This window comes from Kluyvera sichuanensis (assembly GCF_040930405.1).
In the GTDB taxonomy this organism is placed as follows: Bacteria; Pseudomonadota; Gammaproteobacteria; order Enterobacterales; family Enterobacteriaceae; genus Kluyvera; species Kluyvera sichuanensis.
The window spans coordinates 3,261,022-3,274,694 of sequence record NZ_CP162271.1; the positions used below are offsets into that span (position 1 = coordinate 3,261,022).

The following is a 13,673-nucleotide window of genomic DNA, read 5'->3' on the forward strand; positions in this document are numbered from 1 at the left end:
TTATTTCCCCAGAATTTCTTCAACGGATTTACCACGCTTGGCAGCGACCATTTCCGGAGATTTCATATTTTCCAGACCGTCGATAGTTGCACGAACCACGTTAATCGGGTTGGTGGAACCATACGCTTTAGCCAGAACGTTACGAACCCCAGCGACTTCCAGGACGGCGCGCATTGCACCACCGGCGATGATACCGGTACCTTCAGAAGCCGGCTGCATGAATACACGAGAACCCGTGTGAGTACCCTTAACTGGGTGCTGCAGGGTGCCGGTATTCAGCGCGACGTTAATCATATTGCGACGGGCTTTTTCCATCGCTTTCTGGATCGCTGCTGGAACTTCACGCGCTTTACCGTAACCAAAACCAACGCGACCGTTACCATCACCAACTACAGTCAGAGCTGTGAAGGAGAAAATACGACCACCTTTAACGGTTTTAGATACGCGGTTTACCGCGATCAGCTTTTCCTGCAGTTCGCCAGCTTGTTTTTCGATGTGAGCCATCTTACACCTCTACCTTAGAACTGAAGGCCAGCTTCACGGGCAGCATCTGCCAGTGCCTGGACGCGACCATGATATTGGAACCCGGAACGGTCAAAGGACACATCTTTGATGCCTTTTTCCAGAGCGCGTTCAGCGACAGCTTTACCCACAGCTGCTGCAGCGTCTTTGTTACCGGTGTACTTCAGTTGTTCAGCGATAGCTTTTTCTACAGTAGAAGCAGCTACCAGAACTTCGGAACCGTTTGGTGCAATGACCTGTGCGTAAATATGACGCGGGGTACGATGTACCACCAGGCGAGTTGCACCCAGCTCCTGGAGCTTGCGGCGTGCGCGGGTCGCACGACGGATACGAGCAGATTTCTTATCCATAGTGTTACCTTACTTCTTCTTAGCCTCTTTGGTACGCACGACTTCGTCGGCGTAACGAACACCCTTGCCTTTATAAGGCTCAGGACGACGGTAGGCGCGCAGATCAGCTGCTACCTGACCGATCACCTGCTTATCAGCGCCTTTCAGCACGATTTCAGTTTGAGTCGGACATTCAGCAGTAATACCTGCAGGCAGCTGATGCTCAACAGGGTGAGAGAAGCCTAAAGACAGGCTTACTGCATTCCCTTTGATCGCTGCACGATAACCTACACCAACCAGCTGAAGCTTTTTAGTGAAGCCTTCGGTAACACCGATAACCATTGAGTTCAGCAGGGCACGCGCGGTACCAGCCTGAGCCCAGCCGTCTACGTAACCATCACGTGGACCGAAGGTCAGGGCATTATCTGCCTGTTTAACTTCAACAGCATCGTTGAGAGTACGAGTCAGCTCGCCGTTCTTACCTTTGATCGTAATAACCTGACCGTTGATTTTTACATCAACGCCGGCAGGAACAACGACCGGTGCTTTAGCAACACGAGACATTTTTTCCTCCGATTAGGCTACGTAGCAGATAATTTCGCCACCAAGACCAGCCTGGCGCGCTGCACGATCAGTCATAACACCTTTAGAGGTAGAAACAACCGCGATACCCATGCCAGCCATAACTTTTGGCAGCTCGTCTTTGCGCTTATAAATACGCAGACCTGGGCGACTAACACGCTGAATGCTTTCTACAACAGCTTTACCCTGGAAATACTTAAGAGTAAGTTCCAGTTCCGGCTTGGTGTCGCCTTCAACTTTAAAATCTTCAATAAAACCTTCTTCCTTCAGCACGTTGGCAATTGCCACTTTCAGCTTGGAGGAAGGCATGGTGACCGCAGCTTTATTCGCGGCCTGACCGTTACGGATACGGGTCAGCATATCCGCGATCGGATCTTGCATGCTCATCTGTCTTTACTCCCGTGATTCAATTGGTAATTACCAGCTAGCCTTTTTCAAGCCTGGTACTTCACCGCGCATAGCGGCTTCACGAAGCTTGATACGGCTCAACCCGAACTTGCCCACATAGCCATGCGGACGACCAGTTTGACGGCAGCGTTTACGCTGACGAGACGGGCTGGAATCACGCGGCAGAGACTGCAGCTTCAGAACAGCATTCCAACGATCTTCGTCGGTTGCGTTCACATCAGAGATGATAGCTTTGAGTTCAGCGCGTTTAGCGAAGAATTTATCAGCTAAAGCTACGCGCTTTACTTCGCGTGCTTTCATTGATTGCTTAGCCATTCAGTAACCCTACCTTACTTGCGGAACGGGAAGTCAAAGGCAGCCAGCAGAGCACGGCCTTCTTCGTCAGATTTCGCAGTAGTGGTGATGGTAATATCCAAACCACGTACGCGGTCGACTTTATCGTAGTCGATTTCTGGGAAGATGATCTGCTCACGGACACCCATGCTGTAGTTACCACGGCCGTCGAATGACTTAGCGGACAAGCCACGGAAGTCACGGATACGTGGTACAGCAATAGTGATCAGGCGCTCAAAGAACTCCCACATGCGTTCGCCACGCAGAGTTACTTTACAGCCGATCGGATAGCCCTGACGGATTTTGAAGCCTGCAACTGATTTGCGTGCTTTGGTGATCAACGGCTTTTGACCGGAGATTGCTGTCAGATCAGCTGCTGCGTTATCCAGCAGTTTCTTGTCAGCGATCGCTTCACCAACACCCATGTTCAGGGTGATCTTCTCGACCCGAGGGACTTGCATGACAGAATTGTAGTTAAACTCAGACATGAGTTTAGCGACTACTTCGTCTTTGTAGTAATCATGCAGTTTCGCCATCGTACTACTCCAAATTACTTGATAGTTTCGCTGTTAGACTTGAAGAAACGGACTTTTTTGCCGTCTTCGAATCTAAAGCCTACACGGTCAGCCTTGCCGGTAGCCGCGTTGAACAGTGCAATGTTAGAGATCTGAATAGCTGCTTCTTTCTCTACAATGCCGCCTGGTTGGTTCAGAGCCGGAACCGGCTTCTGGTGTTTCTTAACCAGGTTGATACCTTCAACGATAACCTTGCCGGAAGACAAGACATTCTTAACTTTACCGCGTTTACCTTTATCTTTACCGGTTAACACGATAACTTCGTCATCACGACGGATTTTCGCTGCCATGATTCGCTCCTTAGAGTACTTCTGGTGCCAGAGAGATAATTTTCATGAACTTCTCGTTACGAAGTTCACGAGTTACCGGCCCAAAAATACGCGTACCGATAGGTTGCTCGCTGTTATTGTTTAAAATAACGCATGCATTACCATCGAAGCGAATGACAGAACCGTCCGGGCGACGAACACCCTTCTTGGTGCGCACCACTACCGCCTTCAGCACATCACCTTTTTTGACCTTACCACGTGGAATTGCTTCCTTGATGGTGATCTTGATGATGTCGCCTACGCCTGCGTAGCGACGGTGCGAGCCACCCAGAACCTTGATACACATTACGCGACGTGCACCGGAGTTGTCGGCGACGTTCAGCATAGTCTGTTCTTGGATCATTTTAGTGCTCCGCTAATGTCAACTACTACTGAGACCCGAATTCAGGTCGTTAAAAAGCCCCATATCGAGGGCGCGGCATTATAACACCGCTTCAACGATAAGGGTAGAAAAAATAAACGGCTCATCGCTGAGCCGTTTATTCGTATCGAGAACGAGTACTGTATTACAGAACCGCTTTCTCTACAACGCGAACCAGCGTCCAGGACTTAGTCTTGGACAGTGGACGGCATTCACGGATTTCAACCTTGTCGCCGATACCACATTCGTTGTTCTCGTCATGTACGTGCAGTTTGGTCGTACGTTTGATGAATTTGCCGTATACCGGGTGTTTCACCATACGTTCGATAGCAACAACAATGGATTTCTCCATTTTTGCGCTAACTACGCGACCTTGCAGAGTACGGATTTTATCGGTCATTACGCACCCGCCTTCTGAGTCAGTAAAGTCTTAACGCGTGCAACATCACGACGAACCTGCTTCAGCAGGTGAGTCTGTTGCAGCTGGCCACTGGCAGCCTGCATGCGCAGGTTGAACTGCTCACGCAGCAGGTTCAGCAGCTCAGCGTTCAGCTCTTCAACGCTTTTTTCACGCAGCTCTTTTGCTTTCATTACATCACCGTCTTAGTTACAAAGGTGGTTTTGATCGGCAGTTTCGCTGCAGCGAGGCCGAATGCTTCACGGGCCAGCTCTTCCGGGACACCGTCCATTTCATACAGGACTTTACCCGGCTGGATCAAGGCAACCCAATACTCCACGTTACCTTTACCTTTACCCATACGCACTGCCAGCGGTTTCTCGGTGATCGGTTTGTCCGGGAATACACGGATCCAGATCTTACCTTGACGCTTAACTGCACGGGTCATTGCACGACGTGCTGCTTCGATCTGACGTGCAGTCAGACGACCACGGCCAACAGCTTTCAGGCCGAAGCTGCCGAAGCTAACATCCGTACCCTGCGCCAGACCGCGGTTACGGCCTTTGTGCACTTTACGGAATTTTGTACGCTTTGGTTGTAACATCAGCGACGCTCCTTATTTACGGCCTTTACGCTGCTGCTTTTTAGGTTGAGCAGCCGGTTCCGGTTGTTCAACAGCAGCCATACCACCCAGGATCTCACCTTTGAAGATCCATACCTTAACGCCGATTACACCGTAAGTGGTGTGCGCTTCAGAGGTGTTGTAGTCGATGTCAGCACGCAGAGTGTGCAGAGGTACGCGACCTTCGCGGTACCATTCGGTACGTGCGATTTCCGCGCCGCCCAGACGGCCGCTAACTTCAACTTTAATACCCTTCGCGCCCAGACGCATTGCGTTCTGTACAGCACGCTTCATAGCACGACGGAACATAACGCGACGTTCCAGCTGTGAAGTGATGCTGTCAGCAACCAATTTAGCGTCCAGTTCAGGCTTACGAACTTCAGCGATATTGATCTGTGCAGGAACGCCAGCGATATCCGCTACGACCTTGCGCAGTTTTTCTACGTCTTCGCCTTTCTTACCGATAACGATGCCCGGGCGAGCAGTGTGAATGGTCACACGGATGCTCTTAGCCGGACGCTCGATAACGATACGAGATACGGACGCCTTAGCCAGTTCCTTAGTCAGGTACTGACGTACTTTAAAATCGCTGTCCAGGTTGTCAGCGAATTCTTTGGTGTTCGCAAACCAAGTAGAGTTCCATGGTTTTACAATACCCAGGCGAATACCATTAGGATGTACTTTCTGACCCATTGCTAGTCTCCAGAGTCTCAGCGATCGGACACAACCACAGTGATGTGGCTGGTGCGCTTCAGGATGCGATCTGCACGACCTTTAGCACGCGGCATAATGCGCTTCATGCTTGGGCCTTCGTCTACGAAAATTTTCGTAACTTTCAGATCATCAATGTCAGCGCCATCGTTGTGTTCAGCGTTAGCAATGGCAGATTCCAGAACTTTCTTGACCAGTACAGCCGCTTTCTTATTGGTGTAGGTCAGAATTTCCAGCGCCTGCGACACTTTCTTACCGCGAATCAGGTCAGCAACAAGGCGAACCTTCTGAGCAGAAGAACGAGCATGGCGATGTTGAGCTAAAGTTTCCATCTCTTCCTCCTACCTTATTTCTTCTTCGCTTTTTTATCAGCAGCGTGGCCGCGATAAGTACGAGTCGGTGCGAATTCACCCAGTTTGTGACCAACCATTTCGTCGGTTACAAATACCGGAACGTGCTGACGACCATTATGGACAGCGATGGTCAAACCGATCATGTTAGGAAAGATCGTTGAACGACGGGACCAAGTGCGCAGGGGCTTCTTGTCTCCGCTTTCCACCGCTTTCTCTACCTTCTTCAGCAAGTGCAGGTCAATAAAAGGACCTTTCTTGAGAGAACGTGGCATGGCTTATCCTCTAAAATTATTTGCTACGGCGACGTACGATGAATTTATCAGTACGCTTGTTGCTGCGGGTCTTCTTACCTTTGGTCTGCAGGCCCCACGGGGATACCGGGTGCTTACCAAAGTTACGACCTTCACCACCACCATGTGGGTGGTCGACTGGGTTCATCGCGGTACCGCGAACGGTAGGACGAACACCACGCCAGCGTGCAGCACCTGCTTTACCCAGAACGCGCAGCATATGCTCAGCATTGCCAACTTCGCCCAGAGTTGCACGGCATTCTGCTTCGACTTTACGCATTTCACCAGAACGCAGACGCAGGGTGACATAAGCACCATCGCGAGCAACGATCTGAACGTAAGTACCAGCGGAACGTGCCAGCTGACCGCCTTTACCTGGTTTCATTTCTACGTTATGAACGGTAGAACCAACCGGGATATTGCGCATCGGCAGGGTGTTACCTGCTTTGATTGCAGCATCAACGCCAGACTGAATCTGGTCGCCAGCTTTCAGGCCTTTAGGGGCCAGGATGTAACGACGTTCGCCGTCTTTGTACAGAACCAGCGCGATGTTCGCGGAGCGGTTCGGATCGTACTCAAGACGTTCAACAATTGCCGGGATACCGTCTTTGTTGCGTTTGAAGTCAACAATACGGTAAGCCTGCTTGTGACCACCACCGATGTGACGAGTGGTGATGCGGCCATTGTTGTTACGACCACCGGATTTGCTGTTTTTTTCAACCAGCGGAGCAAAAGGTTTGCCCTTGTGCAGCTCTGGGTTGACCACTTTAACGACGTGGCGACGACCCGGAGATGTCGGTTTACATTTAACAACTGCCATTGTATTACTCCTCCGACTTACTCAGCGCCGCCGACGAAGTCCAGATTCTGGCCTTCCTTCAGGGTGACGTAAGCTTTTTTCCAGTCGCTACGACGACCGATACGCTGTCCGTGACGTTTAACTTTCCCTTTAACTACCAGGGTGTTAACGACTTCGACTTCGACTTCAAACAGTTTCTGCACAGCAGCTTTGATTTCTGCTTTGGTCGCGTCTTTGGCAACTTTGAGAACGATGGTATTGGTTTTTTCCATCGCAGTAGACGCTTTTTCAGAAACGTGCGGTGCGCGCAGCACCTTCAGCAGACGTTCTTCACGAATCATGCCAGCATCTCCTCAACTTGCTTAACAGCATCAGCAGTCATTACGACTTTGTCGAAGGCGATCAGGCTAACCGGGTCGATACCAGTTGCATCGCGTACGTCAACCTTGTGCAGGTTGCGCGCAGCCAGGAACAGGTTTTCGTCCAGCTCACCGGTGATGATCAGCACATCTTCCAGAGCCATGTCTTTCAGTTTCTGTGCCAGCAGCTTAGTTTTAGGCGCTTCAACAGAGAATGATTCGACAACGATCAGACGATCCTGACGTACCAGTTCGGACAGGATGCTTTTCAGCGCGCCGCGGTACATCTTTTTGTTAACTTTTTGACTGTGGTCCTGTGGACGAGCAGCGAAGGTCACGCCACCTGAACGCCAGATCGGGCTCTTGATAGAACCTGAACGCGCACGGCCGGTACCTTTCTGGCGCCATGGCTTTTTGCCTGAACCAGTTACTTCAGCACGAGTCTTCTGAGCACGAGTACCCTGACGAGCACCAGCTGCATAAGCAACAACAACCTGGTGAACCAGCGCTTCGTTGAAATCACGACCGAAGGTAGTTTCGGAAACAGTCAGCGCGCTCTGCGCGTCTTTCAATACTAATTCCATTGCTATCCCCTTACGCCTTCACAGCTGGTTTAACGATCAGGTCGCAACCGGTCGCACCCGGAACACCACCTTTAACCAGCAGCAGGTTGCGCTCAGCGTCAACGCGTACTACGTCAAGGCTCTGAACGGTGACACGTTCGTTACCCATCTGACCTGCCATTTTCTTGCCTTTGAACACTTTGCCCGGAGTCTGGTTCTGACCGATAGAACCCGGAACGCGGTGAGACAAGGAGTTACCGTGAGTAGCGTCTTGGGTACGGAAGTTCCAGCGCTTAACGGTACCAGCGAAACCTTTACCTTTAGAGGTACCGGTTACGTCAACTTTTTTAACGTCAGCAAACAGTTCAACGCTAATGTCCTGACCAACGGTGTATTCTTCACCATCTGCCAGACGGAACTCCCACAGGCCGCGGCCAGCTTCTACGCCAGCTTTAGCGAAGTGACCAGCTTCCGGCTTGGTTACACGGTTAGCTTTTTTAGCACCAGTGGTAACCTGAACAGCGCGATAGCCATCGTTAGCCAGATCTTTGATCTGAGTAACGCGGTTTGCTTCAACTTCGATAACGGTTACTGGGATAGAAACGCCATCTTCAGTGAAGATGCGGGTCATACCCACTTTTTTACCGACTAAACCAATCATTGTATCAACCTCTCAATCGCTCGATGACCTGATTAACCCAGGCTGATCTGCACGTCTACACCGGCAGCCAGGTCCAGACGCATCAGAGCATCAACGGTTTTTTCAGTTGGCTCAACGATGTCAACCAGACGCTTGTGAGTGCGAATTTCGTACTGATCACGCGCGTCTTTGTTGACGTGCGGGGAGATCAGAACGGTAAAGCGCTCTTTGCGGGTCGGCAGCGGGATCGGACCACGGACTTGCGCACCAGTGCGCTTAGCAGTCTCGACGATTTCCGCGGTTGATTGATCGATCAGACGATGATCAAACGCTTTCAGGCGGATACGGATTCTTTGGTTCTGCATGAGACCAGAGCTCCAATTATTTTATAGACGAAATAGTTACTCCTCAAACCCATTACGATTGATGGGAGAGTGTAACCGTTCTTACAGAGTTCCCCAATTGGGAACATTGTCTGGTATCGCTTACGCAGTACCGGTGGTTCATATTGAACCGCTGTCTATATTAGACAAGCCCGCGCATTATACACGTATACCCATACTAAGCAAGCCGCGTTTATAAATTAGTCAGTAAAGCCTGGAAGGCGGCTAGCAGAATCGGTGAACAAACTGCAACGATGGGTATGAGTCTGGATAGCCCTTCGTGAAAACGCGCATCGGCCGTTGCCGCCCCTCTCTTCGCCTCGCACACTGTCGGCATGACCTCTTATGGAAACCAATAATGATGCTTCCGGCCCTCCCCTTCTATCTTCTCTATGCCGTACTCAACATCATCCTGTGCTGGCAAGACTTCCGCGCCGGGTTATTGCGTAACAGCTTTACCTGCCCTTTGCTTTGGGGAGGGTTACTAAGTCAGCTCTGTCTGAATCCAACAAGGAGTAACGAGGCACTATGGGGAGCGATTGCAGGCTATTGCGCGATGGCTCTCTTTTACTGGGGATACCGCGCACTGCGACGCTGTGAAGGCTTAGGGTATGGTGACGTAAAGTATGTGGCGGCACTCGGCGCCTGGCACGGCTGGCAATCTCTACCGCTGCTCGTGTTGGTGGCTACGTTGCTGGCGTGTGCCTTTATCGTGGGGAAGGCACTGTGGCTGCATCAGGCGGAGAATATAAAAAACCCGCTGCCTTTTGGACCATTTCTGGGGGCGGCGGGTTTTATTATGGCTGGCTTGTCTGCTTTTAACCTTCAACCTTAATCTGCGACTGCAGGTAGTTCTGCAAACCAATTTTGCCGATCAGATCCAGTTCGGTCTCCAGCCAGTCAATGTGATGTTCTTCCTCGGTGAGGATGGTAATCAACATATCACGGCTGACGTAGTCATGTACGCTATCAGCATAGGCAATGGCTTCACGCAGATCCTTCGCGCCGTCCAGTTCAAGCTTTAAGTCGGACTGCAGCATCTCTTCGACATCTTCGCCGATATGCAGCTTGCCAAGGTCTTGTAGATTAGGGATCCCTTCAAGAAACAGAATACGCTCAATGTACTGATCGGCGTGTTTCATTTCATCGATGGATTCGTGGTATTCAATATCGTTGAGGCGCATCAGGCCCCAGTTTTTGAACATTCTCGCATGGAGAAAGTATTGGTTGATTGCGACAAGCTCGTTTCCCAATAATTTATTGAGATAATTTATTATCTTAACATCACCTTTCATTATATAGACCCTCCGCTTCCACTTATTGAAGCGTAGAACGGCCTACCGGGATGTCAAAAAAGAAATCCGGGCTCAGGCAATCTCTTTGAACTCTGGCATTTGCATTAATTCGTCTTCCATCACCTCACGTGCAGCACGAACGCATTTACCGCATTGATTTCCAATAGGAATGCATTTTCTTAATTGCTGGAAAGACTGCGGATGAAACTGGCGTACTGCCTGGCGAATTTTTTTATCGCTGACGCCATTGCACAAACAAACGTACATAACCACTCCCGTTCAATTTCTGAACAAAGTGTAAGTGAGAATAATTATGATTACAATAGCCAGACGCGAGAAGTCGCGTGAAATAAGGGATCAAATCGTGCGAAAAATATTGCGGGGATAAATAACAAAAAGCAAAAAGGGCACCGAAGTGCCCTTTTCAAGTGCAAAACTAATTAATCAATAATTAGCTCATTACTTTAGCAACAACGCCCGCACCTACAGTACGACCGCCTTCACGGATTGCGAAACGCAGGCCATCGTCCATCGCGATTGGGTGGATCAGAGTCACAACCATCTTGATGTTGTCGCCTGGCATTACCATCTCAACGCCTTCTGGCAGTTCGATGGTACCGGTCACGTCAGTAGTACGGAAGTAGAACTGTGGACGGTAGCCTTTGAAGAACGGAGTATGACGGCCGCCTTCGTCTTTGGACAGAATGTACACTTCAGATTCGAACTTGGTGTGCGGCTTGATAGAGCCTGGCTTAGCCAGAACCTGACCACGTTCGATTTCTTCACGTTTGATACCACGCAGCAGAACACCAACGTTCTCACCAGCACGGCCTTCGTCCAGCAGTTTGCGGAACATTTCAACGCCGGTACAGGTAGACTTAGCAGTCTCTTTGATACCAACGATTTCAACTTCTTCACCAACTTTGATGATACCGCGCTCTACACGACCGGTAACAACGGTACCACGACCGGAGATGGAGAATACGTCTTCGATTGGCAGCAGGAACGGCTTGTCGATAGCACGTTCTGGTTCTGGGATGTAAGAATCCAGGAAGCCAGCCAGTTCGATGATTTTCGCTTCCCACTCTGCTTCGCCTTCCAGCGCTTTCAGAGCAGAACCACGGATGATTGGGGTATCATCACCTGGGAAGTCGTACTGGGACAGAAGTTCACGAACTTCCATTTCAACCAGTTCCAGCAGCTCTTCGTCATCAACCATGTCGCATTTGTTCAGGAACACGATGATGTAAGGAACGCCTACCTGACGACCCAGCAGGATGTGCTCACGAGTCTGTGGCATAGGGCCATCAGTCGCAGCAACAACCAGGATCGCGCCGTCCATCTGCGCAGCACCGGTGATCATGTTTTTAACATAGTCGGCGTGGCCTGGGCAGTCTACGTGTGCGTAGTGGCGAGTCGGGGTGTCATATTCAACGTGGGAAGTGTTGATGGTGATACCACGAGCTTTTTCTTCTGGTGCGTTATCGATCTGGTCGAAAGCACGAGCAGCACCGCCGTAGGTTTTAGCCAGTACGGTAGTGATTGCAGCAGTCAGGGTAGTTTTACCGTGGTCAACGTGGCCGATGGTGCCGACGTTAACGTGCGGTTTTGTACGTTCAAATTTTTCTTTAGACACGGCTATATTCCTTACTATAGTGCTCTCCCCTTTGGAGAGAGCACGGGACTTAGGTTTTAATCCTGTGGATTATTTACCACGGGCTTCAATAACGGCCTGAGCAACGTTGTTCGGCGCATCGTCGTACTTCAGGAACTCCATGGAGTAAGAAGCACGGCCTTTGGTCAGTGAACGCAGCTGAGTTGCATAACCGAACATTTCGGACAGCGGAACTTCAGCGTGGATCACAACGCCAGTAACGTTGGATTCCTGACCTTTGAGCATACCACGACGGCGGCTCAAGTCACCGATAACGTCACCAGTGTTCTCTTCAGGAGTCTCTACTTCAACCTTCATGATAGGCTCAAGCAGAACTGGTTTCGCTTTCTTAAAGCCGTCTTTAAACGCCAGAGAAGCTGCCAGTTTAAACGCCAGTTCAGAGGAGTCAACGTCATGGTAAGAACCGAAGTGCAGACGAACACCCATGTCAACAACCGGGTAACCAGCCAGCGGGCCAGATTTCAGCTGTTCCTGGATACCTTTATCAACGGCAGGGATGTATTCGCCAGGGATTACACCACCCTTGATGTCGTTGATGAATTCGTAGCCTTTCGGGTTAGAACCCGGCTCCAGTGGGTACATGTCGATAACAACATGACCGTACTGACCGCGACCACCAGACTGCTTAGCGTGCTTACCTTCGATATCGGTAACTTTCGCGCGAATCGCTTCGCGGTAAGCAACCTGAGGTTTACCGACGTTCGCTTCAACGTTGAATTCACGCTTCATGCGGTCAACGATGATGTCGAGGTGCAGTTCACCCATACCGGCGATAATGGTCTGGTTAGATTCTTCATCAGTCCATACGCGGAATGATGGGTCTTCTTTAGCCAGACGGCCCAGAGCCAGACCCATTTTTTCCTGGTCAGCTTTGGTTTTTGGTTCTACTGCGATGGAGATTACCGGCTCTGGGAATTCCATACGTTCCAGAATGATAGGCGCATCTGGGTCACACAGAGTGTCACCGGTAGTTACGTCTTTCAGACCGATTGCAGCAGCGATGTCGCCCGCGCGAACTTCTTTGATCTCTTCACGTTTGTTAGCGTGCATCTGTACGATACGGCCGAAACGCTCACGTGCAGTTTTCACGGAGTTCAGTACGGTATCACCAGAGTTAACCACACCGGAATACACACGGAAGAAGGTCAAGTTACCAACAAACGGGTCGGTAGCAATTTTGAACGCCAGTGCAGAGAACGGCTCATCGTCGCTTGCGTGACGTTCTGCCGGAGTGTCTTTACCGTCGTCAAGGATACCGTTGATCGCAGGTACGTCGATTGGGGATGGCAGGTAATCAATTACCGCATCCAGCATCGCCTGAACACCTTTGTTCTTGAACGCAGAACCACAGGTTACCAGGATGATTTCGTTGTTCAGAACGCGCTGACGCAGAGCTTTTTTGATCTCTTCTTCAGTCAGTTCTTCACCACCCAGGTATTTCTCCATCAGCTCTTCTGAAGCTTCTGCAGCGGACTCGATCAGGTTCTGGTGCCATTCGTCAGCCAGGTCCTGCATGTCTGCTGGGATATCTTCATAAGTGAAGGTAACGCCTGCGTCTTCTTCGTTCCAGTTGATGGCTTTCATTTTCACCAGGTCAACAACACCGGTGAAACCTTCTTCAGCACCAATTGCCAGCTGCAGCGGAACAGGGTTCGCGCCCAGACGGGTTTTGATCTGACCAACAACTTTCAGGAAGTTCGCACCCATACGGTCCATTTTGTTAACGAACGCGATACGTGGAACTTTGTATTTGTTAGCCTGACGCCATACGGTTTCAGACTGTGGCTGAACACCACCAACTGCGCAGTAAACCATTACCGCACCGTCAAGAACACGCATGGAACGTTCTACTTCGATGGTGAAGTCAACGTGCCCTGGGGTGTCGATGATGTTTACGCGGTGCGGTTCATACTGCTTAGCCATACCAGACCAGAATGCAGTAGTCGCTGCGGAAGTGATGGTAATACCACGTTCCTGCTCCTGCTCCATCCAGTCCATGGTAGCGGCGCCGTCGTGAACTTCACCGATTTTGTGGTTTACACCGGTGTAGAACAGAATACGTTCGGTAGTAGTGGTTTTACCGGCGTCGATGTGCGCACTGATACCGATGTTACGGTAGCGTGCGATGGGTGTTGTACGAGCCATTT

General features: G+C 50.5%; 24 protein-coding genes. 1 reads left to right on the forward strand and 23 read right to left on the reverse strand.

Going from position 1 to position 13,673, the window contains the following annotated elements; translation table 11 throughout:
• From rpsE to rpsJ, 19 genes are all read right to left on the reverse strand, one after another.
• Positions 1 to 504 (reverse strand): 30S ribosomal protein S5, encoded by a 504-nt coding sequence (gene rpsE, locus AB2B48_RS15735; RefSeq protein WP_015962744.1) that lies wholly within the window; start codon positions 502 to 504, stop codon positions 1 to 3.
• Positions 505 to 518: 14 nt separating this feature from the next.
• Positions 519 to 872 (reverse strand): 50S ribosomal protein L18, encoded by a 354-nt coding sequence (rplR, locus tag AB2B48_RS15740; RefSeq protein WP_000358960.1) that lies wholly within the window; start codon positions 870 to 872, stop codon positions 519 to 521.
• Between the two features lie 9 nt (positions 873 to 881).
• Positions 882 to 1,415, reverse strand: coding sequence for a 50S ribosomal protein L6 (gene rplF / locus AB2B48_RS15745; RefSeq protein ID WP_185668951.1), 534 nt, complete (start codon positions 1,413 to 1,415; stop codon positions 882 to 884).
• A 12-nt stretch (positions 1,416 to 1,427) separates the two neighbouring features.
• Positions 1,428 to 1,820, reverse strand: a complete 393-nt coding sequence (rpsH, locus tag AB2B48_RS15750; RefSeq protein WP_003031127.1) for a 30S ribosomal protein S8 — start codon at positions 1,818 to 1,820, stop codon at positions 1,428 to 1,430.
• A gap of 30 nt (positions 1,821 to 1,850) precedes the next feature.
• The gene (rpsN, locus tag AB2B48_RS15755; protein ID WP_035894983.1) at positions 1,851 to 2,156 is read right to left on the reverse strand and encodes a 30S ribosomal protein S14; all 306 of its coding nucleotides are present in this window, start codon (positions 2,154 to 2,156) and stop codon (positions 1,851 to 1,853) included.
• 14 nt (positions 2,157 to 2,170) lie between these two features.
• The gene (gene rplE / locus AB2B48_RS15760; protein ID WP_064541635.1) at positions 2,171 to 2,710 is read right to left on the reverse strand and encodes a 50S ribosomal protein L5; all 540 of its coding nucleotides are present in this window, start codon (positions 2,708 to 2,710) and stop codon (positions 2,171 to 2,173) included.
• A 14-nt stretch (positions 2,711 to 2,724) separates the two neighbouring features.
• Positions 2,725 to 3,039 carry a 50S ribosomal protein L24 gene (gene rplX / locus AB2B48_RS15765; protein ID WP_035894981.1) on the reverse strand — a complete coding sequence of 105 codons (315 nt, stop codon included), beginning with the start codon at positions 3,037 to 3,039 and terminating at the stop codon, positions 2,725 to 2,727.
• Positions 3,040 to 3,049: 10 nt separating this feature from the next.
• Complete coding sequence (gene rplN, locus AB2B48_RS15770; RefSeq protein WP_000613954.1) at positions 3,050 to 3,421, reverse strand: 50S ribosomal protein L14; 372 nt, start codon at positions 3,419 to 3,421, stop codon at positions 3,050 to 3,052.
• 163 nt (positions 3,422 to 3,584) lie between these two features.
• Positions 3,585 to 3,839 carry a 30S ribosomal protein S17 gene (rpsQ, locus tag AB2B48_RS15775; protein WP_185668952.1) on the reverse strand — a complete coding sequence of 85 codons (255 nt, stop codon included), beginning with the start codon at positions 3,837 to 3,839 and terminating at the stop codon, positions 3,585 to 3,587.
• Positions 3,839 to 4,030 carry a 50S ribosomal protein L29 gene (gene rpmC / locus AB2B48_RS15780; RefSeq protein ID WP_002919754.1) on the reverse strand — a complete coding sequence of 64 codons (192 nt, stop codon included), beginning with the start codon at positions 4,028 to 4,030 and terminating at the stop codon, positions 3,839 to 3,841. The genes rpsQ and rpmC overlap by 1 nt, the downstream gene beginning before the upstream one ends.
• Positions 4,030 to 4,440, reverse strand: coding sequence for a 50S ribosomal protein L16 (rplP, locus tag AB2B48_RS15785; RefSeq protein WP_035894979.1), 411 nt, complete (start codon positions 4,438 to 4,440; stop codon positions 4,030 to 4,032). Before rplP ends, rpmC begins: the two co-directional genes overlap by 1 nt.
• 12 nt (positions 4,441 to 4,452) lie before the next feature.
• Positions 4,453 to 5,151, reverse strand: coding sequence for a 30S ribosomal protein S3 (gene rpsC, locus AB2B48_RS15790; protein WP_006817277.1), 699 nt, complete (start codon positions 5,149 to 5,151; stop codon positions 4,453 to 4,455).
• 17 nt (positions 5,152 to 5,168) lie between these two features.
• Positions 5,169 to 5,501, reverse strand: coding sequence for a 50S ribosomal protein L22 (rplV, locus tag AB2B48_RS15795; RefSeq protein WP_035894978.1), 333 nt, complete (start codon positions 5,499 to 5,501; stop codon positions 5,169 to 5,171).
• Between the two features lie 14 nt (positions 5,502 to 5,515).
• Positions 5,516 to 5,794 carry a 30S ribosomal protein S19 gene (rpsS, locus tag AB2B48_RS15800; RefSeq protein WP_001138117.1) on the reverse strand — a complete coding sequence of 93 codons (279 nt, stop codon included), beginning with the start codon at positions 5,792 to 5,794 and terminating at the stop codon, positions 5,516 to 5,518.
• A gap of 16 nt (positions 5,795 to 5,810) precedes the next feature.
• Positions 5,811 to 6,632 (reverse strand): 50S ribosomal protein L2, encoded by an 822-nt coding sequence (gene rplB, locus AB2B48_RS15805; protein WP_035894977.1) that lies wholly within the window; start codon positions 6,630 to 6,632, stop codon positions 5,811 to 5,813.
• Between the two features lie 17 nt (positions 6,633 to 6,649).
• The gene (gene rplW, locus AB2B48_RS15810) at positions 6,650 to 6,952 is read right to left on the reverse strand and encodes a 50S ribosomal protein L23 (protein ID WP_000617546.1); all 303 of its coding nucleotides are present in this window, start codon (positions 6,950 to 6,952) and stop codon (positions 6,650 to 6,652) included.
• Entirely contained in the window at positions 6,949 to 7,554 is a 606-nt protein-coding gene (gene rplD / locus AB2B48_RS15815) for a 50S ribosomal protein L4 (protein ID WP_003031119.1), read from the reverse strand. The genes rplW and rplD overlap by 4 nt, the downstream gene beginning before the upstream one ends.
• 10 nt (positions 7,555 to 7,564) lie before the next feature.
• Entirely contained in the window at positions 7,565 to 8,194 is a 630-nt protein-coding gene (gene rplC, locus AB2B48_RS15820; RefSeq protein WP_035894971.1) for a 50S ribosomal protein L3, read from the reverse strand.
• Positions 8,195 to 8,226: 32 nt separating this feature from the next.
• On the reverse strand, positions 8,227 to 8,538 hold the full coding sequence (gene rpsJ, locus AB2B48_RS15825) for a 30S ribosomal protein S10 (protein ID WP_001181005.1): 312 nt from the start codon (positions 8,536 to 8,538) through the stop codon (positions 8,227 to 8,229).
• Between the two features lie 379 nt (positions 8,539 to 8,917).
• Here rpsJ and AB2B48_RS15830 point away from each other — a divergent pair, with 379 nt between their 5' ends.
• Positions 8,918 to 9,391, forward strand: a complete 474-nt coding sequence (locus AB2B48_RS15830) for a prepilin peptidase (RefSeq protein WP_220440273.1) — start codon at positions 8,918 to 8,920, stop codon at positions 9,389 to 9,391.
• On the opposite strand, the gene bfr is transcribed toward AB2B48_RS15830, so the two are convergent.
• From bfr to fusA, 4 genes are all read right to left on the reverse strand, one after another.
• Positions 9,375 to 9,851 carry a bacterioferritin gene (gene bfr, locus AB2B48_RS15835; RefSeq protein WP_185668953.1) on the reverse strand — a complete coding sequence of 159 codons (477 nt, stop codon included), beginning with the start codon at positions 9,849 to 9,851 and terminating at the stop codon, positions 9,375 to 9,377. The two genes, AB2B48_RS15830 and bfr, sit on opposite strands and share 17 nt — an antisense overlap.
• Before the next feature lie 72 nt (positions 9,852 to 9,923).
• Positions 9,924 to 10,118: a bacterioferritin-associated ferredoxin gene (gene bfd / locus AB2B48_RS15840; protein ID WP_035894970.1), complete on the reverse strand. Its 195-nt coding sequence runs from the start codon at positions 10,116 to 10,118 to the stop codon at positions 9,924 to 9,926.
• A gap of 184 nt (positions 10,119 to 10,302) precedes the next feature.
• Positions 10,303 to 11,487 carry an elongation factor Tu gene (gene tuf / locus AB2B48_RS15845; protein WP_046491013.1) on the reverse strand — a complete coding sequence of 395 codons (1,185 nt, stop codon included), beginning with the start codon at positions 11,485 to 11,487 and terminating at the stop codon, positions 10,303 to 10,305.
• A 69-nt stretch (positions 11,488 to 11,556) separates the two neighbouring features.
• The gene (gene fusA, locus AB2B48_RS15850; RefSeq protein WP_123650843.1) at positions 11,557 to 13,671 is read right to left on the reverse strand and encodes an elongation factor G; all 2,115 of its coding nucleotides are present in this window, start codon (positions 13,669 to 13,671) and stop codon (positions 11,557 to 11,559) included.
• Positions 13,672 to 13,673: the final 2 nt, after the last annotated feature.

Bases quoted from the DNA above. Each gene is read 5' to 3' on its own strand.
- fusA (WP_123650843.1), bottom strand. From the start codon at position 13,671: ATGGCTCGTACAACACCCATCGCACGCTACCGTAACATCGGTATCAGT.
- rplX (WP_035894981.1), bottom strand. From the start codon at position 3,039: ATGGCAGCGAAAATCCGTCGTGATGACGAAGTTATCGTGTTAACCGGT.
- rplR (WP_000358960.1), bottom strand. From the start codon at position 872: ATGGATAAGAAATCTGCTCGTATCCGTCGTGCGACCCGCGCACGCCGC.
- rpmC (WP_002919754.1), bottom strand. From the start codon at position 4,030: ATGAAAGCAAAAGAGCTGCGTGAAAAAAGCGTTGAAGAGCTGAACGCT.
- rplC (WP_035894971.1), bottom strand. From the start codon at position 8,194: ATGATTGGTTTAGTCGGTAAAAAAGTGGGTATGACCCGCATCTTCACT.
- rpsH (WP_003031127.1), bottom strand. From the start codon at position 1,820: ATGAGCATGCAAGATCCGATCGCGGATATGCTGACCCGTATCCGTAAC.
- rpsE (WP_015962744.1), bottom strand. From the start codon at position 504: ATGGCTCACATCGAAAAACAAGCTGGCGAACTGCAGGAAAAGCTGATC.
- rpsN (WP_035894983.1), bottom strand. From the start codon at position 2,156: ATGGCTAAGCAATCAATGAAAGCACGCGAAGTAAAGCGCGTAGCTTTA.
- rplD (WP_003031119.1), bottom strand. From the start codon at position 7,554: ATGGAATTAGTATTGAAAGACGCGCAGAGCGCGCTGACTGTTTCCGAA.
- rplN (WP_000613954.1), bottom strand. From the start codon at position 3,421: ATGATCCAAGAACAGACTATGCTGAACGTCGCCGACAACTCCGGTGCA.
- rplW (WP_000617546.1), bottom strand. From the start codon at position 6,952: ATGATTCGTGAAGAACGTCTGCTGAAGGTGCTGCGCGCACCGCACGTT.
- rplF (WP_185668951.1), bottom strand. From the start codon at position 1,415: ATGTCTCGTGTTGCTAAAGCACCGGTCGTTGTTCCTGCCGGCGTTGAT.
- rpsS (WP_001138117.1), bottom strand. From the start codon at position 5,794: ATGCCACGTTCTCTCAAGAAAGGTCCTTTTATTGACCTGCACTTGCTG.
- bfr (WP_185668953.1), bottom strand. From the start codon at position 9,851: ATGAAAGGTGATGTTAAGATAATAAATTATCTCAATAAATTATTGGGA.
- rplB (WP_035894977.1), bottom strand. From the start codon at position 6,632: ATGGCAGTTGTTAAATGTAAACCGACATCTCCGGGTCGTCGCCACGTC.
- rplV (WP_035894978.1), bottom strand. From the start codon at position 5,501: ATGGAAACTTTAGCTCAACATCGCCATGCTCGTTCTTCTGCTCAGAAG.
- bfd (WP_035894970.1), bottom strand. From the start codon at position 10,118: ATGTACGTTTGTTTGTGCAATGGCGTCAGCGATAAAAAAATTCGCCAG.
- rpsC (WP_006817277.1), bottom strand. From the start codon at position 5,151: ATGGGTCAGAAAGTACATCCTAATGGTATTCGCCTGGGTATTGTAAAA.
- rplE (WP_064541635.1), bottom strand. From the start codon at position 2,710: ATGGCGAAACTGCATGATTACTACAAAGACGAAGTAGTCGCTAAACTC.
- rpsQ (WP_185668952.1), bottom strand. From the start codon at position 3,839: ATGACCGATAAAATCCGTACTCTGCAAGGTCGCGTAGTTAGCGCAAAA.
- rplP (WP_035894979.1), bottom strand. From the start codon at position 4,440: ATGTTACAACCAAAGCGTACAAAATTCCGTAAAGTGCACAAAGGCCGT.
- rpsJ (WP_001181005.1), bottom strand. From the start codon at position 8,538: ATGCAGAACCAAAGAATCCGTATCCGCCTGAAAGCGTTTGATCATCGT.
- AB2B48_RS15830 (WP_220440273.1), top strand. From the start codon at position 8,918: ATGCTTCCGGCCCTCCCCTTCTATCTTCTCTATGCCGTACTCAACATC.